Origin of the sequence: Lachnoclostridium sp. An76 (assembly GCF_002161355.1) — a bacterium.
Lineage (GTDB): Bacteria > Bacillota > Clostridia > Lachnospirales > Lachnospiraceae > Mediterraneibacter > Mediterraneibacter caccavium.
In genome coordinates, this window is sequence record NZ_NFHL01000001.1 from 314997 (window position 1) to 334395 (window position 19399).

General features: G+C 50.8%; 26 protein-coding genes. 1 reads left to right on the top strand and 25 read right to left on the bottom strand.

The window, feature by feature from the left end; all coding sequences use genetic code 11:
* Positions 1-16: 16 nt before the first annotated feature.
* The 13 genes from B5G27_RS01515 to B5G27_RS15900 form a co-directional block, all read right to left on the bottom strand.
* Positions 17-283, bottom strand: coding sequence for a RyR domain-containing protein (locus B5G27_RS01515; protein ID WP_087177216.1), 267 nt, complete (start codon positions 281-283; stop codon positions 17-19).
* A 43-nt stretch (positions 284-326) separates the two neighbouring features.
* The gene (locus B5G27_RS01520) at positions 327-860 is read right to left on the bottom strand and encodes a zinc ribbon domain-containing protein (protein WP_087177217.1); all 534 of its coding nucleotides are present in this window, start codon (positions 858-860) and stop codon (positions 327-329) included.
* A gap of 3 nt (positions 861-863) precedes the next feature.
* Complete coding sequence (locus B5G27_RS01525; RefSeq protein ID WP_087177218.1) at positions 864-1121, bottom strand: hypothetical protein; 258 nt, start codon at positions 1119-1121, stop codon at positions 864-866.
* Positions 1118-2038: a M48 family metallopeptidase gene (locus B5G27_RS01530; protein WP_087177219.1), complete on the bottom strand. Its 921-nt coding sequence runs from the start codon at positions 2036-2038 to the stop codon at positions 1118-1120. The genes B5G27_RS01525 and B5G27_RS01530 overlap by 4 nt, the downstream gene beginning before the upstream one ends.
* Positions 2025-3947 (bottom strand): hypothetical protein, encoded by a 1923-nt coding sequence (locus B5G27_RS01535; RefSeq protein WP_087177220.1) that lies wholly within the window; start codon positions 3945-3947, stop codon positions 2025-2027. Before B5G27_RS01535 ends, B5G27_RS01530 begins: the two co-directional genes overlap by 14 nt.
* A 318-nt stretch (positions 3948-4265) precedes the next feature.
* Complete coding sequence (locus B5G27_RS01540) at positions 4266-4589, bottom strand: hypothetical protein (protein ID WP_087177221.1); 324 nt, start codon at positions 4587-4589, stop codon at positions 4266-4268.
* A gap of 137 nt (positions 4590-4726) precedes the next feature.
* Complete coding sequence (locus tag B5G27_RS15895) at positions 4727-4942, bottom strand: hypothetical protein (RefSeq protein ID WP_162611162.1); 216 nt, start codon at positions 4940-4942, stop codon at positions 4727-4729.
* Complete coding sequence (locus B5G27_RS01550) at positions 4920-5687, bottom strand: HAMP domain-containing protein (RefSeq protein WP_162611163.1); 768 nt, start codon at positions 5685-5687, stop codon at positions 4920-4922. Before B5G27_RS01550 ends, B5G27_RS15895 begins: the two co-directional genes overlap by 23 nt.
* Positions 5663-5971 (bottom strand): response regulator transcription factor, encoded by a 309-nt coding sequence (locus tag B5G27_RS01555; protein WP_087177224.1) that lies wholly within the window; start codon positions 5969-5971, stop codon positions 5663-5665. The genes B5G27_RS01550 and B5G27_RS01555 overlap by 25 nt, the downstream gene beginning before the upstream one ends.
* A 119-nt stretch (positions 5972-6090) precedes the next feature.
* Positions 6091-7137, bottom strand: a complete 1047-nt coding sequence (locus B5G27_RS01560; protein ID WP_087177225.1) for a lysylphosphatidylglycerol synthase transmembrane domain-containing protein — start codon at positions 7135-7137, stop codon at positions 6091-6093.
* Entirely contained in the window at positions 7134-7781 is a 648-nt protein-coding gene (locus B5G27_RS01565) for a hypothetical protein (protein WP_242958197.1), read from the bottom strand. The genes B5G27_RS01560 and B5G27_RS01565 overlap by 4 nt, the downstream gene beginning before the upstream one ends.
* A 122-nt stretch (positions 7782-7903) precedes the next feature.
* The gene (locus tag B5G27_RS01570; protein WP_087177226.1) at positions 7904-8944 is read right to left on the bottom strand and encodes a glycosyltransferase family 2 protein; all 1041 of its coding nucleotides are present in this window, start codon (positions 8942-8944) and stop codon (positions 7904-7906) included.
* Between the two features lie 167 nt (positions 8945-9111).
* The gene (locus tag B5G27_RS15900; protein ID WP_162611164.1) at positions 9112-9267 is read right to left on the bottom strand and encodes a hypothetical protein; all 156 of its coding nucleotides are present in this window, start codon (positions 9265-9267) and stop codon (positions 9112-9114) included.
* A gap of 225 nt (positions 9268-9492) precedes the next feature.
* On the opposite strand from B5G27_RS15900, the gene B5G27_RS01575 reads away from it, so the two are divergent.
* Positions 9493-10263 (top strand): hypothetical protein, encoded by a 771-nt coding sequence (locus B5G27_RS01575; RefSeq protein WP_087177227.1) that lies wholly within the window; start codon positions 9493-9495, stop codon positions 10261-10263.
* Positions 10264-10324: 61 nt separating this feature from the next.
* Here the strand turns inward: B5G27_RS01575 and B5G27_RS01580 are convergent, their stop codons facing one another.
* The 12 genes from B5G27_RS01580 to B5G27_RS01635 form a co-directional block, all read right to left on the bottom strand.
* Positions 10325-11218, bottom strand: coding sequence for a tyrosine-type recombinase/integrase (locus B5G27_RS01580; RefSeq protein WP_087177228.1), 894 nt, complete (start codon positions 11216-11218; stop codon positions 10325-10327).
* 201 nt (positions 11219-11419) lie between these two features.
* Positions 11420-11980: an ECF transporter S component gene (locus tag B5G27_RS01585; protein WP_087177229.1), complete on the bottom strand. Its 561-nt coding sequence runs from the start codon at positions 11978-11980 to the stop codon at positions 11420-11422.
* A gap of 73 nt (positions 11981-12053) precedes the next feature.
* Positions 12054-12284 (bottom strand): hypothetical protein, encoded by a 231-nt coding sequence (locus B5G27_RS01590; RefSeq protein WP_087177230.1) that lies wholly within the window; start codon positions 12282-12284, stop codon positions 12054-12056.
* Positions 12285-12372: 88 nt separating this feature from the next.
* Entirely contained in the window at positions 12373-12990 is a 618-nt protein-coding gene (locus B5G27_RS01595) for a flavodoxin family protein (RefSeq protein ID WP_087177231.1), read from the bottom strand.
* Positions 12991-13106: 116 nt separating this feature from the next.
* A complete protein-coding gene (locus tag B5G27_RS01600) occupies positions 13107-14117 on the bottom strand; it encodes a GGGtGRT protein (protein ID WP_087177232.1) in 1011 nt (336 codons plus the stop codon).
* Positions 14118-14181: 64 nt separating this feature from the next.
* Positions 14182-14874, bottom strand: coding sequence for an iron-sulfur cluster assembly scaffold protein (locus B5G27_RS01605; RefSeq protein ID WP_087177233.1), 693 nt, complete (start codon positions 14872-14874; stop codon positions 14182-14184).
* A gap of 203 nt (positions 14875-15077) precedes the next feature.
* Positions 15078-15434, bottom strand: coding sequence for a VOC family protein (locus B5G27_RS01610; RefSeq protein WP_087177234.1), 357 nt, complete (start codon positions 15432-15434; stop codon positions 15078-15080).
* A gap of 104 nt (positions 15435-15538) precedes the next feature.
* A complete protein-coding gene (gene pgsA, locus B5G27_RS01615) occupies positions 15539-16081 on the bottom strand; it encodes a CDP-diacylglycerol--glycerol-3-phosphate 3-phosphatidyltransferase (protein ID WP_087177235.1) in 543 nt (180 codons plus the stop codon).
* Positions 16078-17400: a 30S ribosomal protein S12 methylthiotransferase RimO gene (gene rimO / locus B5G27_RS01620; protein ID WP_087177236.1), complete on the bottom strand. Its 1323-nt coding sequence runs from the start codon at positions 17398-17400 to the stop codon at positions 16078-16080. The genes pgsA and rimO overlap by 4 nt, the downstream gene beginning before the upstream one ends.
* Before the next feature lie 75 nt (positions 17401-17475).
* Positions 17476-17721 (bottom strand): DNA-directed RNA polymerase subunit omega, encoded by a 246-nt coding sequence (gene rpoZ / locus B5G27_RS01625; RefSeq protein ID WP_087177237.1) that lies wholly within the window; start codon positions 17719-17721, stop codon positions 17476-17478.
* A 2-nt stretch (positions 17722-17723) separates the two neighbouring features.
* Positions 17724-18359: a guanylate kinase gene (gene gmk, locus B5G27_RS01630; protein ID WP_087177238.1), complete on the bottom strand. Its 636-nt coding sequence runs from the start codon at positions 18357-18359 to the stop codon at positions 17724-17726.
* A gap of 20 nt (positions 18360-18379) precedes the next feature.
* On the bottom strand, positions 18380-19258 hold the full coding sequence (locus tag B5G27_RS01635; RefSeq protein ID WP_087177239.1) for a YicC/YloC family endoribonuclease: 879 nt from the start codon (positions 19256-19258) through the stop codon (positions 18380-18382).
* Positions 19259-19399: the final 141 nt, after the last annotated feature.

Here is a 19399-nt window from a genome sequence, read left to right on the forward strand (position 1 = left end):
CTGTCTACCTCATCTTTCATTCCTTCTCGATCCGGTATCCCAGGCGGATCAGGCTGCGGATCACCTGCAGGGCTGTTTCCCTGTCCACCTGTTTTTCCAGTTCTGTCAGATCTCCATAAGGGATCAGCGATGGATGTGTCTTATCCGTCCTGTCATATATACTTCCGTATCTCCACCCCTGCCGCAACCGCTCCTGTGCCCATGCGTTATGTACATTTTCTGCGATCTGTTCCAGATCTTTCCACATATTATCACTAAGCTTCTCCGTCTCTTTTTCCACCATACATCTCCCGCCACATCAGATATCTGTCATGGTCTTTCCCGGCTCACTGTACCGGACTGCCGCATGAACTGCAGAACCGCGCTCCGGCGGAAAGCTTTGCTCCGCATGAAGTACAGAATGTTCCCGGTTCCGCTGATCCGCCTTGCGGATTCTGAGAAATATCCGCAGCAGATACCTTCTCCTTTTCTTCTCTGCGGATCTCCTCTTCCAACATCCCGATCACCTTCTCATCAAGTTTTGACTGTTCCACCATCCCGCCAATCTGCGTCAGTATTACCGGCCACGCCACAAAGAGTGTGATCATAGTAGGTATCACCTGCTGTCCGAACATTCCGACCTTCGCTGACACGCTGACGCCTCCGTGCATCTGAGTCAGCTCTACGTTCAGCGCAGTCTTCATTCCAAGTACCGATTTGAAGATCCCGCCCTTTGTTACACTAAAATAATCCCCCACAGCGCCGCTCTCTTTGGTAAACGTGTATCCTTCTCCGGCAAGTCTGGTTCCCACATTCTCTATGATTTCAGAAAAATCCGTAAGCTCTGTGGAAATAAATTTTGTTGTATTAAAAGTGCCCATCCTTCATCCCTCCTGCTCTTCTCTGAATGCATTCATCTCGTACAGTACCGCCAGTTCACACAGCGCGTCCGTCATCAGTTTTTCCTCTTCATCGGACAGGCGCTCCTCAAGTTCTTTTAAAAGTGCGAGTACCAGTTCCGCCTGTTCCTTCATCTCCGTGTCTGTCACCTTCCCATCTTCCATGGCTTTTTTGAAAGTCGGTCTCTCCTGTACGATCTCGTCAAGTTTCAGATATCCTGTCTGCCCGTCAAATAATCTCATGATTGCTCCTTTCCCCGCAGTCTGTGTCCGCAGTATCTGCAGAATTCCCATTCTTCCATTGTTTCCCGCCCGCATCCGGGGCACAGCCCTTTCCGGGTTACCAGCCTGGATCCGCGCTCATACTTGTAATCCATGATGCTTTTAAATAAGTCTGATCCGCACCATTCTCTGACTTCCAGGGCACGGACAGACAGAAACGGATGGCTCTGGCTCATCAGCGCATAATACTGAAGCATCTTGTTCCACCCGGAATCGTTCATAAAATCCCGATATTCCTCTGCCTGCTCCATATACAGATCCATATCGATCCTTTTCGCCAGTTCCGCGCTTCCCGACGCCAGAAGCGCCATCACTTCAGCCACTGTCTCATAACCGTCCATACAGATAGCGGCAGCCCGGTCACAGCTCAGCTCACTGCACCTCTGCCAGTGAAAAAAGGCAAGCTGAAGACCTGCTGTGAGCAGATTTCCTCCCAGTACCGCACTGCCTGCTCCAAGCACTACATCTGCCATCGTATGATAGAGCACATGTCTGCAGGCAATATGCCCGCACTCATGGGCAATCACTGCAGTCAGCTGTTTCTCATCCATCAGTTCGATCAGACCTGATGTGACCGTGATGGAAATGATGCTGTCCCCCATCGTATAGGCATTTGCTACCGGATTGAGTTCCAGGTAGAACTCCGGCTCAGCAATCCCCAGTGTCTCGCACAGCGGCGGTAAGAGACGGTAAAGTTCCGGAAGCTGCCTGTCCGTGATCCGGACCTTATTTGACATATTCATACCCTGGATCATATTCTCGCTGAACGCCTTCATAAATGCCTTCAGCACTGCTGAAAATCCCGGGATCTGCTGCAGTTCCCGCAGGGCTTTACGATCCTGCGGATGATAATAGTCTTTTGGATTAACCACTCTCATTCTCACGCCTCCTTCTTTTTAATGCGTAACCGGCTTCCCCTGCGATCTTCTCCAGCGAACAGACAAAAATCCGGTCCAGATATTGGTAATCAATTCCGTAAAAACCGCTTACTTCCGGCAGCTTCTCCCAGGGGACCAGACATGCGTGACGCCTTGTTATTATGTCTTTATTCTTTCCCGCCGGCAGTTCTTCCGGTCTTGCACTCTTCCATCCTTCAGTGACCAGATATGCCTGCCATCTTCTATGCTCGCCAATAGATAGATTCTCCATCAGCCTTTTATCAGCCGCTGCCACTTTCTCATAACTTCCGTCCGGTCTTCCCGGTATCAGGTCGAATCCTGCACATCTCGCCTTCCACCGGATATTCAAAGCCAGTGCCCTGCTTGACATTTTTTCATAAACTCCTGCCTGACTCCACAGGATATGTACATCTCCGTCTACGCCGTAAAATCTCTGATAGTACATATGAACTGATCTGGCGATAGCATCCAACTTTTCCCCGATCAGGACATCATAACTGCAGACCTGTTCACGGCAGCCGAATACCACCACCCCGGAGCGCTCAAGCACACACCGATCCACCCCTGCGCTCTCTGCTTTTACAAACATTGTAAGGCTTTTACCGTTTCTTTCGAGAAATTCAGCAGTCTTAAGCGCAGATCCCACATTTTCATCCATATATTTTCCAATGAAAAAGACAGCGTGAGGACATTCCTTTTCATCCAGAAGATAATGATAATAATCCTCTGAGCCCGGCTCTATACCGGTCAGGTCCATCTCCGCGGCAAGGGAAAGCATAGGATTTGCCCGAAAAAAGAAGGCAGTCTCTTTCCGCATTTCTTCTGCTGTTCCCAAAAACTGGATCCGCAGGCGGAGACCGGCAGCCTGGACACCGCAGATCAAATACCTGCACAGCACCTCGTTTGCTGCGGAGTATCCTGCGATAGCAAGACGAAGTTCGCTGTCAATCCTGCCTTCTGCACATCTCTCATCAGGAAAAATCTTCAGGAAATCCGGTGACAGCAGAAGCCCCCTTGCCGCCAGCTCCTCCGGCTGCGTCCAGTGGACATCTGATTTTCTGTATACCTCGTCCTCTGATATCTTCCCGCTCTTTTCGTTTTCGTAAAAGGCATAGAGATGAAGCCGATCCGTTTTTTCAGCTTCTTCGCAGAGACGCCGGACCAATAACTCATTTTTCCATCGTTCCTGCTTCATGCAGAGTACATGTGTCTCCCCTTTACATTTTTGTGCCGCCCGTATGAGGAAGCGCAGGCTTCTCTCCGGATTAAATACGATTTTGAACGCTCCCGACTGGAAGGCTTCATTCTCCAGATCCCGGCGTTCTTTTTCTTCCCGATATTCCTCATCCCTTATACTTAAAAGAAACAGCGTGCCGCTGGGATCTTTTCTATGGATATCCGACACCAGTTCCACAGTATCCCGGTTAAGTCCGTAGAAAAAATAGAGATTTTTCCGCGTTCCGACTGCCTTTATGAATATCAGCCGGATCCTGCCGAGGATTCCCCCGCCGATGTTTGCCAGTACCATCGCTGCCAACATGACCATCGCTGCGAACATCACAATACCATAGATCATGCGGTACAGTTCATTCATGTAAAGAGATCCTGTCTCTCCGATGTCAAGCTCCATCACCATGATCCTGCCTGAACTGAATAATGCAAGAAATGCACTTCCAATAGCATGGAGCAGACTGCTCCCGCCAGATATATTCCCAAAGAAATATCCTGTGAAGTAAACCGTAAATCCCATGACAAGGAGTCCCATGAACAGGGTAAGTCCATATTTACGGAACCAGAGATTATGTCTGGAAATAAAATAGAGCACCCCCGCCAGGATGAAAAACCCCATAAGCCAGATGATCAGAAAAATCAGGATATTCATCGGCATACCGTTTCTCCCTCCTTCTGTCACTCTCTGATTTTGTTCATTTTTCACATATTTTCTTTTTCAGTTTATCTTAATTATGTATCTTTGTATACAGCATCTCTGCATTTCCTATAAAATTTAGGAATCTGCAAAAAAAATACCGGGGATCGATTTCTCATCTCCGTCTCCGAAACACCACCACTCCGCACACCATCAGCACGATCCCCGCACCCAGGATCCAGTATTTTGTCTCGTAGTCCGTCAGCATACCGAAGGGGTAAAGCTTTTTCATATATCTGTACCCCGCGCTTATGCCTGCCACATAGTATCCAAGCGGGATCATGTATCCCACGATGAGATTGTCGCTGACTGCGTAGGCAAAGCCCCCAGGCCTCCAAAGGCGATGACCTCTGCCATTGTCCCGAAATAATATTTCACCGGCTCCATCTCGCAGTCTCCCGCTCTCATCACCAACAGGAATATCAGGGTGAGGAGAGCCGAGAAAAGAAGGCTGAGCAGGATCCCCACCAGCGCCACATAAGTCTCCAGCACCTTTGCGCTCTGCGATGCATCCAGATTGGAGATGCCAAGCACAAGGGGAGACACCGCGAGCAGCAGGGCGCTGAGCAGGAGATGCTGCCATGCATTATGCCTGAACTGCACGTTTGTGATTTCCAGATATAAATCCTATTTTCCTTCTACAAAGATTTAAGACTTTCCGCAGAAAAATGAAACACTCACAAAAGCCCCTCCGTCCATGCCGTTGGCCACATTCAGGACGCCTCCGTGCCTTTCGGCGATCACACGGCAGATATGCAGCCCGATGCCGAAATGCCCGCTTTTATATCCGTTTCCGTATCCGCTGCCTTGTCCTCCGCCGTCTGCCGCCGCTTCCCGGCTCCCGCGGAAATACGGTTCCGTGACTGACTTTCTTTTTCATCGAACCCCGGCCCGTCGTCATGTACATACAGGAAAAGCATTTCTGTCTCTCTCTTATGATCCAGTGTGATCTCCACTCTGCTTTTCGCATAGCGCAGTGCATTGGAAAGCAGATTTTCCAGCACTTCCAGGAACAGCGATCCATCCAGCCATAACGAGTCTTCTGCCGTATCTTTCTGATCCCCGTGCATGTCTTTTCCTTCCCCGCACAGGATCTGGATATCCCCGCAGCACCGTCAGAGGGGTGCGCATATCATGGGCAAACGCGGCATTGATCTCTTTCTGATCCTCGATCCTCCGCCACAACTCTTCCCGGTCCGCGACCACTTCTCTGCGCATCCGTTCAAAGGTCCGGCACAGCTCTCCCATCTCGTCCCTGCTGTCATAGGAAATCTCAAAATCCAGATTCTTTCTCCCCATCTCCGCCGCGCCGTTTTTCAGGATCTCGCACGGACGCCTGAGCCGCATCCTGTAAAAGAGGACAGCCGCACAGACTGCCCCGCAGCCGGTAAGGATCCACGGCGCTGCATTTGACAGGAGCTGCAAAAGCCGGATCTCCACGCGCTCTCCATCAGAAAGCAGGTACATCGCCGCCTCTGTCCCGGAATAATAGATATTCCCGGCGATCCTCTCCCTGTATACATCCACTCCGTAAGGGTACAGGATCTCATTGCACCGGCTGATGCAGAGCTGCTGTATGAGCCAGGAGCAGACAAACGCAGCAAAAAAGGCCAGCAGCAAATATGCTGCCAGCGCCCATTTTACAGAAAGATCCTGTATCCGATGCCTGATCTGTCCTATCTTTTCGTCGATCCAATCCACTGATACCCCACTCCCCATACCGTGCGGATCACTTCCTGATCCGTATATTCTGCGATCTTATTCCTGATCCGGCGGACATGCTCTGCCACGATCGAACTGTCGCCGGATGCGTCATATCCCCGGACGTTTTCATAGATCCTCATATCCGGACCGCACCGGATCCTGTCAAGCGCCTCCATCCCGCCTCCGGCTGTGATCACCTCATATCCCTGGAGCTCAAAATAATCCTTCAAAAGAAGTACGATCCCTTCCTCATCATCCGCGACCAGAATCCTCTGTCCCATATCGCATCCCTTCTCTTCCTGCCTTTTTTGAAAGAATATTTTACCAGGCAATTTCCTATATTTTTCCTATGATACTGAAATTCTTTTCAGATCCTCTGTTTCAGACCAGGATCCAGCCCTCACGCCCTGGCACGGCTTCTCTTATCCCCTATCCGGACGGCGATCACTGTGACCAGGCTCACCACGAGCAGGAAATAGAAATTGATCCCCCGGCTCACCAGCATGGACGGGATCAGGTACATCCCGGTAAATACATGGGCGAACACCGCCTGGTACATCAGCTCTGTGATCCCCTGCGCTCCGGGCAGCGGAAGCATATCCACCGCGATGTACACCGACGCCTGGAGAAGGATCACCTTCATGGCGGAAGTCCCCTCCAGCCCGAATCCAAGGTATACCATATAAGTGAGCACAAACACGCTGCACCTCTGCAGGAATGTCACAAAAATGATAAACGCCAGCTTCCCTTTATGCGCTTTCAGCCAGGTCACTGCATTCCCGTAGCTGTCGATAAATTCCCGGATCTTCCCTTCCCGCTTGTCTGAGGGTTTCCATATTTTCATGCGGATCAGAAGCCCTTCAAAGAGCATGGCTGCCTTTAAGATCACTTTCGGGAACAGCATGACTCCCAGGATAATGATCACAAGGATCACATTCAGCGACAGTCCCAGGAGATAAAGCGGAAAATATTTCCCCATTTCTCCGGTAAGGGGATGAAACCATAAGAGCAGGATCCCGAATCCCATGACTACCAGCACGAATTTGTACGCCACTGCCACGGTCATGAGCACGACCGTGCTGTCAGAGCCCCGGTTCCCATCCTTATTCATGTAGTAAAGCTGTACGGGCTGGCCGCCGGAAGCGGACGGAGTGATCCCCGAATAGAAAAACCCGATGAAGGAGTACTGGATGCACCGGAACAGGGAACTGCCTTTCCCGCCGCTCTTATGTGCTTTCATAGACCGCAGGAGATACCAGATCATATAGCCTTCCGCGCACACGAAAAACACCGCAAGCCCCACCGCCGGGATCAGGTACAGCGGCGACATCTCTGCCACGGCATGAGCGATCTCCGACAGGTTTCGCCCGCTGAAGAGCGCATAAAAAGTCATCAGCATGATCACAAGGAAGAGCCCGATCTGAAGAGCCCTTTTTCTGGCACTCATGTTCTGTCCCCCCTATTCCGCATATTCTGATATGCGGGCTTTATATACGCTGTACCGGCAAATGCCGGACGGGCGAGATGGAATACCGGGAGTCTTTTCAGTTCCGGCTCCTTCCTTACCGCATCCGCCAGTTCTCTTAAGCTTCCCTCAAATATCTTCTGCTTATCCCTGTACTCGTAGAAATCCTTCGGCGTGACGAGAGAAAAATGTTTCCCCCATCTGCAGACGCCCGCCTCTTCCAGAAGCCTGGCGATGTAGGAAGAACAGGTATAGTGATCCTTCTGGTAAAACGGCCTGTTCATCAGGATGAACGGCAGTCCCAGCACTGCGTAGTGATATCGGAACCTTCTTTTCATGGCTTTCCTTAACTCGTTCTCTATATATTTTTTCTGCTCTGCCGTGCACTCCATGCTGCACACCATATAATCCGCATCCGGGAATGCCCGCAGGATCTTCCTCTTATCTTCCTTCTCGAAGCCCGCGATCAGCGGGATGGAAGGGTGTCTCCGCCCGATGCTGTACGCCTCTTCAAGATAAGGATCCAGTCCCACTGCCACATGGATATATTTCTGCCGGATGGTCCTGCGGATGATCCCCGCGAAAAAACCCGGGGTATCGACAAAGGCGATATAGATCTGTGCCATAAGTATGTATGCCTCCCTCTTCTGTATCTATCTTTCTGCCGGAACTGACAGCTCTTCCTGCCGGACTGACAGCTCCTCTGACTGGGACTGACAGCTCCTCCTACTGGAACTGACAGATCTTCCTACTGGAACTGATAGATCTTCCGGGCGAACCGGTAACCTCCGACCGTCAGTTTGCCTCCCAGTTTCCCCGGCAGGTATGTCAGGCCGCTCAGTGTAGAGTATCTCAGCCGGTAATAAAGCGCTGCATTGTATGCTTTGATACTGTTCCACATGTCTTTTCTCTTCTGCTCCGCCTCCGCTGTCCTGATCAGGAGAAGATGGATGGATGAAATAGACAGCATGACAGAGATATTCCGGGTCATATAGACCGCCAGTTTCGGATACTTCTCCTTCACAGCCTGAAGATCCACGCTTTTTGCCACCAGATCTGTCACACGGATCTGCTGGTCGATCCGTTTCATGAGCACTTTTTCATTGACTGACTGGTCCTCGCGCCCAAGATAATAGTGGTACAGATCCAGATCCATATAACAGATGCTCTCCACATACGGAAGCGGCTGATAAGAAAACAGATTGTCAACATAAAACGTATGCTCGGGCAGCTTCACGCCGGATCTTCTCAGGACGTCCGTGCGGAACATCAGCGAGTGCATGATCAGGTACTGGGACGGCTTAAACCGCCCGATATCATTCCATGTGCACATTTCTTCCTTCGGGAAGATATTCCGGTAATCCATCACGCGGCTCTTCCCCTCATCCAGATGGTCGTACACATAATTACATACAAAAAGATCCGGTATCTCCTGCCCGGAATCCCTGTTTCCGTCCGCGCAGAAATCTTTTATCTTCTTAAGGAGTTTCAGGTACGCCTCCCTATCCAGCCAGTCATCGGAATCCACCACTTTATAATAGATCCCCCGCGCCAGTTCCAGACCTTTGTTTACCCCGGAGCCGTGGCCGCCGTTTTCCTTATGAACCGCCCGCACGATGTCAGGATACTTTAGCTGATATTCATCCGCGATCTCAGCCGTCCTGTCCGTGGAGCCGTCATTGACGAGGATGATCTCCACATCCCTTCCTCCTTCCAGGAGCGTATCCACGCACCGCCTCATATAATTTTCCGAATTGTAACACGGAACTGCAAATGTAATGTATTTCACAGATAAGCCCTCCTCTTTCCTTTATCTCCTTGTATCTGTCCGCGGAAGCACTCTCCCGCAGTAACTCCTGTCTTTACGGTCTTATTGTAAAAAAGCCTTCTTAAGATAACCGCAAGTTAATTCTTAAGATTTTGAAAAGATTTGTGAAATAATGTAAAAAGAGAGAGCTATCTGTTAAATCTGAGCAGGGCTCTGTCTGCCGCGGACCAGAGTCCGGATATCACAAACATCAGCGCTCCGATCGGCACTATGATCATCACCAGAAGCGCAAGAAGGACCCAGCTTAGCGCCCTGCACATCCGTCTGTCTTTTTTCTGCTTCATTTTCTATTTCCTCCTACTGTCAGTGAATCTCTGTTTCCTGTCTGCATATTTATGGTAACAGAATCCGTAAGGATGCTTCCATTCAGACAGCTTACAATTCTCCCTGACTGGCTTACACTTTTGTAAGATGTATAAAATCTTTTTGAAATTTTGAAATGAAACCTTGTACTGAATAAGAAAAAGTTATAACATAAGGGAAGTTTTTTCGGAAAGCGAGGAAAGAACATGAAACATGAAACAGATTTTTCAGATATATTTGATGATGATTTTGAAGTGACTTATGAAGACGGCTGGGAGGATGTCCCTGACTCATACAGCAGCAGGCGCAGTCCGGCCCGCCGCGCAGATCACGGGACATTCCGCCGCGAAAATGAGAACAGCTATGAGGCGGACAGCATATACGAGGACCGCTATGGAGATGACAGCTCATATGAGGACAGGGATGAGGAAGCTCCCCTCTCCGCCCGGCGGAGGAGCAGAAGAGGTGTGCCACTCGCAGCCCCCATCCGCAGAGGAGGCCGGGCACTGTCCCGCGCCGCTGCCGCCCTCATCCGCTGTCTTACCGCGGTCCTGTTCCTGGCGACAGCAGCCTATGTGACCTATACATTCTGGAGGGCAAGCACGCCCTATGGTGATATCCTGGAGTCTGTCCGCACACGGAAGATCTCCATGACACTGGCAGCCTATCTCTGTGTGGCAGCGATCTTCCTGCTCTTTGAATTTATTGCGCTGCTCTGGTCCATGACAAGAGTGCGCGTGAGGGATGAACTGGGATATCGAAAAGAAGATACCGGACGGGGGCTTGTCTCCTTTCTGCTTGTTTTTGCCTCGTCCTATCTCGCTTTTCTTCTGTACCGTTTCCTGCCGGAGACACCGGAGATCCTGTACGGACTGAAAGGCGCGCTGGAAGTCTACGGCTCTATGCACAATATGCTCTTCGGATTCTGCGCCGCTGGTGTAGTATCCTGCCTTGTGCGCAGATATTTCTCGCATTAGATCTCGCACACTAGTACTTGTCAGGTTAAACGTTAATACTTGTCAGATTAATGGCAGTGCATCACCGCGGGCTCTCGATCCGTATCTTCACCAGCTCATCCGCCTTTCTTCTAAGGTTTCCCCGGTAACTTACCCCTTTGTATCTACGGATCTGCTGCTGCGTCCGCCCCATCTGCTCTGCCACCTGCCCCGGAGTCGCCCCATAGGAAAACAGGTTAAACGCGCAGCAGTTCCTTACCGCCTCAGCACTGTACTGGCTGATCCCGGCTTTCTGACAGTATTTTTTCATCATACGGCTGATGTACATCGTATTCAGCCGTCTTCCGCTCCTGTTATAGAAAAGGCTTGGATGCACTTCCCTCTGATCCAGATACTCCATCAGTATCGCCCACGCATCCGGAGGGATATAGCACGGCTCTCTCCTCTCCGGGATCAGGACGTATCCATCCTCCCCGTACAGTACGAGATCATCTGGGCCGTTCAGCTCTGTGATCTCCGTAGAGGAAAGCCCGGCCCGGTACATAAGGGTCAGCATCGTATAAGCTGCCAGGTCGTCTGCCGCAGCTTTCAGAAGAGCGTCCATATCCTCCACGGGAATGGATCTTGCAAGTCCTTTTTCCTTTTCCATATTTTTGAGATAGGGGTAAAACCAGTCCCTGTACACCGCGTCATGCCCGGCCTCTTCTTCCGCAAATTTAAAAAAGGAATGAAGCTCCCGGAACTTCTTTGTCACAGTAAGCGGGCTTATTTTCCCACTCTCCGCCCGCTCTTTCATATAGGCATAATAGCGGTCTGCGTCCCCTTTCTCCGTATCTTCGGCTTTTTTCCCGCAGAAACGGCAGAATTCCATGATATCCGACCAGTATGACGCTTCCGTAGTGTGGCTCTTAAATCTTTTCCTGAACATTTCCCACAGATTTTTATTGACAAATTCTTCAGGTACGTTTTGGCTCATCCGGCCTGCCTCCCCTGCCTTGTGCGAAATATTTTTTGATTTGTTATTAGTATTATTCATACTATAACATTTAGTTCTGTATTTATCAACTGTTATCTGGTCATTACCGGGAAATTTCTCCCTGTTATGAACGAAAAGACCTTACTGATCCTCAGCTTTATTTCTGAAGATCAGTAAGGCCTTTATATGATCCGATCATTTTTACTCAGCAGCTTCTTCTTTCCTGTGCGTGTGGAAATGTACAAGCCCTGTCCTGCCGAGCGCCACCATAACTGTCGGGATCAGGACCAGCTGTATGATGATCCCGGGCACTGCGTTAAAAAACGCGCCTGCCAGGAACATTTTCATCGTAAAGGTACCTCCGGACACTCCAAGCAGGATCATCTGCGCTGCTGCCCACACGATGCGCCCTGCTATCATGGCTCCGATCAGAGCACGGTAAAGGGAAATGATACATTTCCATCGCGAAAACGAGTATATCAGCCCGATCACCAGCCCGTAAGTCATGAGTTCAAATGCCATGGCGGTCCCTGTGGGGAAAAGTACCGGCATCCCGAAGACCAGATACCGCACCAGAGGAAGGATGAAACCGAGCACTGCCCCATACTGCCATCCGCAGATCAGCCCGCACAGGAGCACCGGGATATGCATCGGAAGCATCATATTCCCGACCTGGGGGATCTGACCTGTCAAAAACGGCAGGACCATCCCGATCGCCAGGAACATGGCGGACAGGGTCAGTTTTTTTGTCGTCTTTCCCATATTGCTTTTCTCTCCTTTTTATCAGATTTTCTGTTATCTGCGCGGCGCCGCCCTTTTCATCCCGCGCAGCGCCCTACTCATCAAATTCAAGCACTGCAATGTGGAACTGCGGAGTCTCTTTTAATTCCTTCACAGTCCCCCTTCTTGTCTTAAGGCGCTCCGCCTGTTTGAAATTCGCGCTCATACCGAGAGCATGCTCGATCATATAATAGTAAGATGACGGCAGGACGCCTTCCGTCACATTTACTTCCATCCCGGGCTTGAGCGCCTCTGTATCCTCGATCGTAAATTCCATCTCTCTCATTGCTGTTTCCTCTTATAATTCGATCACAAACTGATCTTCCTCATATCCTGTCTCTCCTTTCATCTTTCATGCAGGCTGCCGGATCTGCCTACCGTATGAAATTCGTCTTGCACGCCGGCTCTTTCTCCGGCAGCCCGTACGCTTCCTTCCCAAGCGCGATGCTCTTCATCAGGAACGTCATATTTTTGGCAAGTGTCCTCATCATCTGGAGCCCTTCCAGATCCTGTTCCGCCTCGCCCTGCGCCGCTCCGTGGATGCCGTTCCAGTACTGCCCGGACGCCACCGGCATGCCTGAGATCGTAAAATACTTGTTCAGCTCGTCATAGGTAGCTGTCAGGCCGCCTCTTCTCGCCGCCGCCACACAGGCTCCCACTTTCATCGTTTTGTCAAAATGAGTGCTGTAAAACAGCCGGTCCAGGAACGCTGACAGAGTCGCATTGGCGGACGCGTAATACACCGGGCTTCCCAGCACGATCCCATCGCACTCTTCAAACTTCGGGGCAGCCTCATTCACCGCATCCTCAAAGACGCATTTCCCGTTTTTGGCGCAGGAGCCGCACGCAATGCATCCTCTCACAGCCTGGTTCCCGATATGCAGGATCTCTGTCTCGATCCCTTCCTGCTCAAATACTTTCTCCATCTCATGCAGGGCAATATAAGTATTGCCTTTCGCATGAGGGCTTCCGTTGACCAATAATACCTTCATGTCTGATCTCTCCCTGCTTTCTTTTTACGGTTAGAACGAAAGGAGTGACCCGCACTGATATGCAGAGCCACTCCTGTTCCATTTAATTTCTATCTGTTTCTTCCGTACAGTTCCTCTTAGAACTTGCCTGCCTTTGCCGCTTCCTCAATGGAAACTGCAACAGCAACAGTCATACCGACCATCGGGTTGTTTCCTGCACCGATCAGACCCATCATCTCAACGTGAGCCGGTACGGATGAGGATCCTGCAAACTGTGCGTCAGAGTGCATACGGCCCATTGTATCTGTCATACCGTAGGAAGCCGGTCCTGCTGCCATGTTGTCCGGGTGGAGCGTACGTCCTGTGCCGCCGCCTGATGCAACAGAGAAGTATTTCTTTCCTGCCTCTACGCATTCTTTCTTGTATGTACCTGCAACCGGGTGCTGGAAACGTGTCGGGTTCGTGGAGTTACCTGTGATGGAAACGTCAACGCCTTCCTTCCACATGATGGCAACGCCTTCACGTACATCGTTTGCTCCGTAGCAGTTTACTTTGGAGCGGAGTCCGTCAGAGTAAGCTGTGCGGGATACTTCTTTCAGCTCTCCTGTATAGTAGTCATACTCTGTCTGAACGTATGTAAATCCGTTGATCCTGGAGATGATCTTTGCAGCGTCTTTTCCAAGACCGTTCAGGATAACACGGAGCGGTTTCTTGCGGACTTTGTTCGCCTTCTCAGCGATACCGATCGCACCCTCTGCCGCTGCGAATGACTCATGTCCTGCCAGGAAGCAGAAGCAGTCTGTGGACTCTTCCAGGAGCATCTTTCCGAGGTTTCCGTGTCCAAGACCTACTTTACGCTGGTCAGCAACAGATCCCGGGATACAGAAAGCCTGAAGGCCTTCTCCGATCGCTGCCGCCGCGTCTGCCGCGTTCCTGCACTCTTTCTTGATCGCGATCGCTGCGCCTGTGATGTATGCCCAGCATGCGTTCTCAAAGCAGATCGGCTGAATGCCTTTGATCTGGTTGTAAACATCCAGTCCGGCATCCTTTGTGATCTTCTCAGCCTCTTCAAGAGAAGCGATGCCATAGCTGTTTAAAACTTCATTGATTTTATCAATTCTTCTTTCATATGATTCAAATAAAGCCATTTATATATCCTCCTGATTTATTTACCTTTGTTGAGATTACTAAAAGCGCCGTTCCGCCTGTGTATTACTCTTTGCGCGGATCGATGATCTTCGCTGCATCGTCAACACGGCCGTACTGTCCTTTTGCCTTCTCCCATGCATCATTCGGTGTATCGCCGTTCTTGATGAAGTCTGTCATTTTTCCGAGGTTTACGAACTGGTATCCGATGATCTCATCATTCTCATCCAGAGCGATACCTGTTACATATCCCTCAGCCATCTCAAGGTAACGAGGACCTTTTGCAAGTGTGCCGTACATTGTACCTACCTGAGAGCGGAGTCCCTTTCCAAGGTCTTCCAGACCAGCGCCGATCGCAAGTCCGTCCTCGGAGAATGCGCTCTGTGTCCTTCCGTATACGATCTGAAGGAAGAGCTCTCTCATTGCTGTATTGATCGCATCACAGACAAGGTCTGTGTTCAGTGCCTCTAAGATCGTCTTGCCCGGAAGGATCTCAGATGCCATCGCTGCGGAATGAGTCATTCCTGAACATCCAAGTGTCTCTACCAGTGCTTCCTGGATAACGCCCTCTTTTACGTTCAGTGTCAGTTTGCATGCTCCCTGCTGCGGTGCACACCAGCCAACGCCGTGTGTAAAACCGGAAATGTCCTTGATCTCCTTAGCCTGTACCCATTTCGCTTCTTCCGGGATCGGAGCCGGTCCGTGATTCGCGCCCTGAGCCACCGGACACATCATTTCTACTTCATGTGAATAAATCATGTTAAAACTCCTTTCAATATGTATGATTTTCTTCTACATACAGCACATGATTCCGCACAAAAACCAACAGTCCTGTTCATAAACCGCTGAAACACGGACTGTCTGTGCGGCACAGATCCTCCGCGCCTGCCGCGGGAAATCCATCTGTACCATATATGAGTTATTTTCGCATAATTTACATTATTCGTCAATCGCAACTGCTACTATTTTTTTACAAGATGCACCGCGAACCCGCCGATCTCGTCTTTCAGGTAGATCGCCGTTGTTTTTCCGTCTTTTACCTTTGCGGAATCCATGTTGAACTCAACGCCCTGGCTCTTTAAATACTCTACCGCTTTGTCCACATCCGTGGTCCCCACCGCAATGTGGCCGTGCTTCCCGAGATACGGCGTCTTCATCGCCTCAACCTCTGTCCCGGCGAACACGGAGCTGTTGCCCACTTTCTTCGTAAACCCGAAGATCTCCTCGAATTTCTGTGCCACGGAACATGCCTCGTCTTCGTTCTCACAGTTGATCCCGACATGCTTTAACACAAATCCCAACTCTTCTAACTGACTCATTTCTTATTACCTCCTCGTTGTAACTCTTCTGCCCTGAGGCAGTTTTATGCAAAACAGGATGGGACTCCCGTTCGTGCCTGTTTCCTGCATTTTAAATCTGCGCCCTACATCCCGCCCTGTGTGAGCACCTGGCGGTTCTTCCACACATAGTCGATCAGAGAGATGACCGTCAGTGCGACAGCGGCCCAGATCAGGATCGTGCCGATCAGGTCAAACACACCGCCGGGATCCGCGATGAGCACGATGATCATCGCCATCTGGAACACGGTCTTGAACTTGCCCCACCAGCTCGCCGCGATCACAATGCCCGCGTCAGAAGCCACGAGACGGAATCCGCTGATGATAAACTCTCTGGCTATGATCACGATGACAATAGCCGCGTCCAGCTTCCCCGAAGGGATCAGGCAGATCATGGCGGAGCAGACGAGCAGCTTGTCCGCCAGCGGATCCATAAACTTGCCGAAATTCGTCACCAGATGATACCTCCTGGCGATCTTCCCGTCCAGCATATCCGTCAGGCTGGCGATCACAAAAAGCGCCAGCGCGATCCACTTATTCGCCGCGCCTCCCACATCCGTGAGCATGAAAAACACAAAAAACGGTACCATGATAATTCTCAAAACTGTCAGCTTGTTTGGTAGATTCATAATAATTCTCCTATCAGATCATAATCCACTGCCCCTGTCACCTTCACCCGCGCGAAGTCTCCTGAGAGCAGTTCCTCGTCCGTATTGATAAAGATCAGTCCGTCTACATTCGGGGCGTCCCTGTAAGTCCTCCCCACATAAGCATTCTCATCCGCCACTTTCCCTTCGATCATCACCAGCACTTCCCTGCCGACCATGTCCTGGGCATTGTCAAAGGCGATGTCCTGCTGGAGCTCCATGAGCTCTGCCTGGCGCGCCTCCTTGACCTCCTCGTCGATCTGGTCCGGCATCACGGCAGCCGGGGTATCTTCTTCCGGCGAATAAGTGAACACGCCCAGACGGTCAAATTCCATCTCATCCACAAAATCCATCAGCTCCTCATGCTGTTCTTTCGTCTCTCCCGGGAACCCGGTGATGAGCGTGGTCCGCAGGCAGATATCCGGGATCTCTCTCCTTAATTTCCCGATGATATCCACGAGCTCCTGTTTGGACGTCCTGCGCCCCATTCTCTTCAGGATCTCATCATTTGCGTGCTGGATCGGCAGGTCCAGATAATGGCAGACCTTTGGTTCCTCCTTCATAACCTGTATGAGCTCGTCCGTGATCTCCTCCGGATAGCAGTAAAGGATGCGGATCCACCGGATACCGCTGATCTTCGCGAGCTCCCTGAGCAGCACATGGAGCGACTTTTCCCCGTACAGGTCCTTCCCGTAGAGGGTGGTCTCCTGAGCGACAAGGATCAGCTCTTTCACTCCCTGCTCCGCCAGTCCTTCCGCTTCTTTTACCAGACGCTCCATGGGAACGCTGCGGAAATTTCCCCGGATCTTCGGGATGATGCAGTAGGTACAGTGCTTATCGCATCCCTCCGCAATCTTGAGATAGGCAAAATGCCCTCCTGTCGTTACGAGCCGCTTTGTGTCCGGAAGCGGGAGCGCGTCGATATCTGAGAGCATCACTTCCTGTTTCCCGGCAAGAGCGGCGTCCACAGCGTCCAGGATCTTATCGTAAGCAGTGGTGCCCAGCACCTCGTCCACCTCGGGGATCTCGTCCAGGATCTCCTGCCGGTACCTCTGGGCGAGGCATCCGGTCACGATGAGCGCTTTTGCCCGGCCGGATTTTTTATATTCTGCCATCTCAAGGATATTCTGGATGCTCTCCTCCTTGGCGTCGTGGATGAAGCAGCACGTATTGATCACAATGATATCCGCCTGTGTCTCATCGTCTGTCATCTCATAGCCGCGGGACGCCAGAAGCCCCAGCATGACTTCCGTGTCAACGAGATTTTTGTCGCAGCCAAGGGAGATAAATAGTATCTTCATAGTGTGATAAATTCCTCCGTTTTCAGTCTGTCAGAAAAAAGGCAGATACCACATGTGCATCTGCCCGCTGTTTTCTTACTCTTCTTCTGCATTCTCAGCCATGATCTTCAATTTGCCTTCGTTGAGCTCCTCAATGGCGATGGAGAGTGGTTTCTCTCCCTCTTTCGCGTCAACGAGCGGAAGGTCGCCGGCGATCAGCTGGCGCGCGCGTTTGGAAGTTGCCATCACGATCGAATAACGGCTGTTTACGATCTTGGATTCCCCTTCTTCCACATCTTTGTTGACCACTTTCATCAAATCCGTATAAGATGGATGCAGCATATTTAATCTTCTCCTTTCAATCTCTCCAGATCTTCTTTTATCTCTTTCATAAATGCTTCATTCCGGAAGCTTCTGTGGTGTTCTCCCCGGATGATCTCGTGCATTTCCTCCACGCAGGTCTCCAGGTCATCGTTGACGATCAGATAATCGTAACTGTCCATACCTTCCGCCTCTTCACAGGCACGGTCCAGCCTGGACTTGATCACGTCCATTGTCTCTGTCCCTCTGCCCACGAGGCGTTCTTTCAGCTCTGTGGCGCTGGGCGGCGTGACAAACAAAAGCAGGGTATCCGGGAAAGCCTTTTTGACTTTCAGGGCGCCCTGGATCTCGATCTCCAGGATCACGTCCTTCCCCTCATCCAGCTTCTGCTCCACATACTCCCGCGGAGTGCCATAGTAATTTTCCACGTATCTAGCATACTCTATCAGTTCCTCTTTGGCAATCATTTTTTCAAATTCCTCTTTGGAAATGAAAAAATATTCCCGCCCGTGTTCCTCGCCTTCCCTCGGCGAGCGCGTTGTCGCTGAGATGGACAGGGCATATGTATCCGGGTATCTGGAGAGCAGCTCCTTCATCAGCGTCCCCTTCCCGGATCCGGAAAAACCGGAAACAACGATCAAAATTCCTTTTTTGTTCATGACTCTTTCCCCTCCCGCTGTCACTCGATATTCTGGATCTGCTCACGGATCTTCTCGATCTCTGTCTTCAGGGTAATGGCGTGGTTGGACACCTCCAGGTCATTTGCCTTGGATAGGATGGTGTTTGCCTCCCGGTTCATCTCCTGGGCGATAAAGTCCAGCTTGCGCCCGATCCCTTCCTTCTCTTCCAGCGTCGCCCTCATATGCTGGATATGGCTCTTCAGCCGGACGACTTCCTCATCCGTGCAGATCTTGTCCGCGAACAGGATCACCTCCGCCGCGATCCGGCTGTCCTCGATCTGGGTATCCGCCAGGAGCTCTTTCATCTTCTCTTCCAGCTTCGCCCGGTATTCCGCCACGATCTGCGGTGAGCGCTCCTCCACGAAGACGATCTCTGTCTCCAGGAAATCCAGTTTGGAGAGGATATCTTTTTTCAGGTTCTCACCCTCTGCCTTCCTCGTCTCCACAAACTGCCCGAAGGCACCTTCCAGAGCTTCCTTCAGGCCATTCCACAATTCCTCTTCATCCTCGCTCTGCTCCTCCATGGTAAACACTTCGGGATAGCGGGAAAGCGTGGAGACACGGACGTCATTTTCGAGTCCGAACTCCTCTTCCATCTGACGGAGATATCTCAGGTACTCCGCCGCGAGGGCCGCGTTATACTTTACGGATACCTGGGACTGGGAGAGATCTTCATAAGTAATGAAAATATCCACCTTTCCCCTGTTTGCGTATGATTTTAAAAGTGTCCGGATCGCGGTCTCGAAGAAATTCAGCTTCTTTGGCATCCGGATATTCACATCAAGATAGCGGTGGTTCACACTCTTTAACTCTACTGTAAATTTTCTGGATCCTTTCTGTATCTCACATCTGCCGAATCCGGTCATGCTCTTGATCATGTTCTCATCCTCTGTTATCTGATTTTCAGTTCCTTTAAAACCTGCTGCTGCAGTCAGCAGCAGGTCAAACTGTGAGTTCCATTATACTCCCGGCAGGCATACAGGGTCAACCATTTTCGAAAGAGGATATTTTCGAAAAAT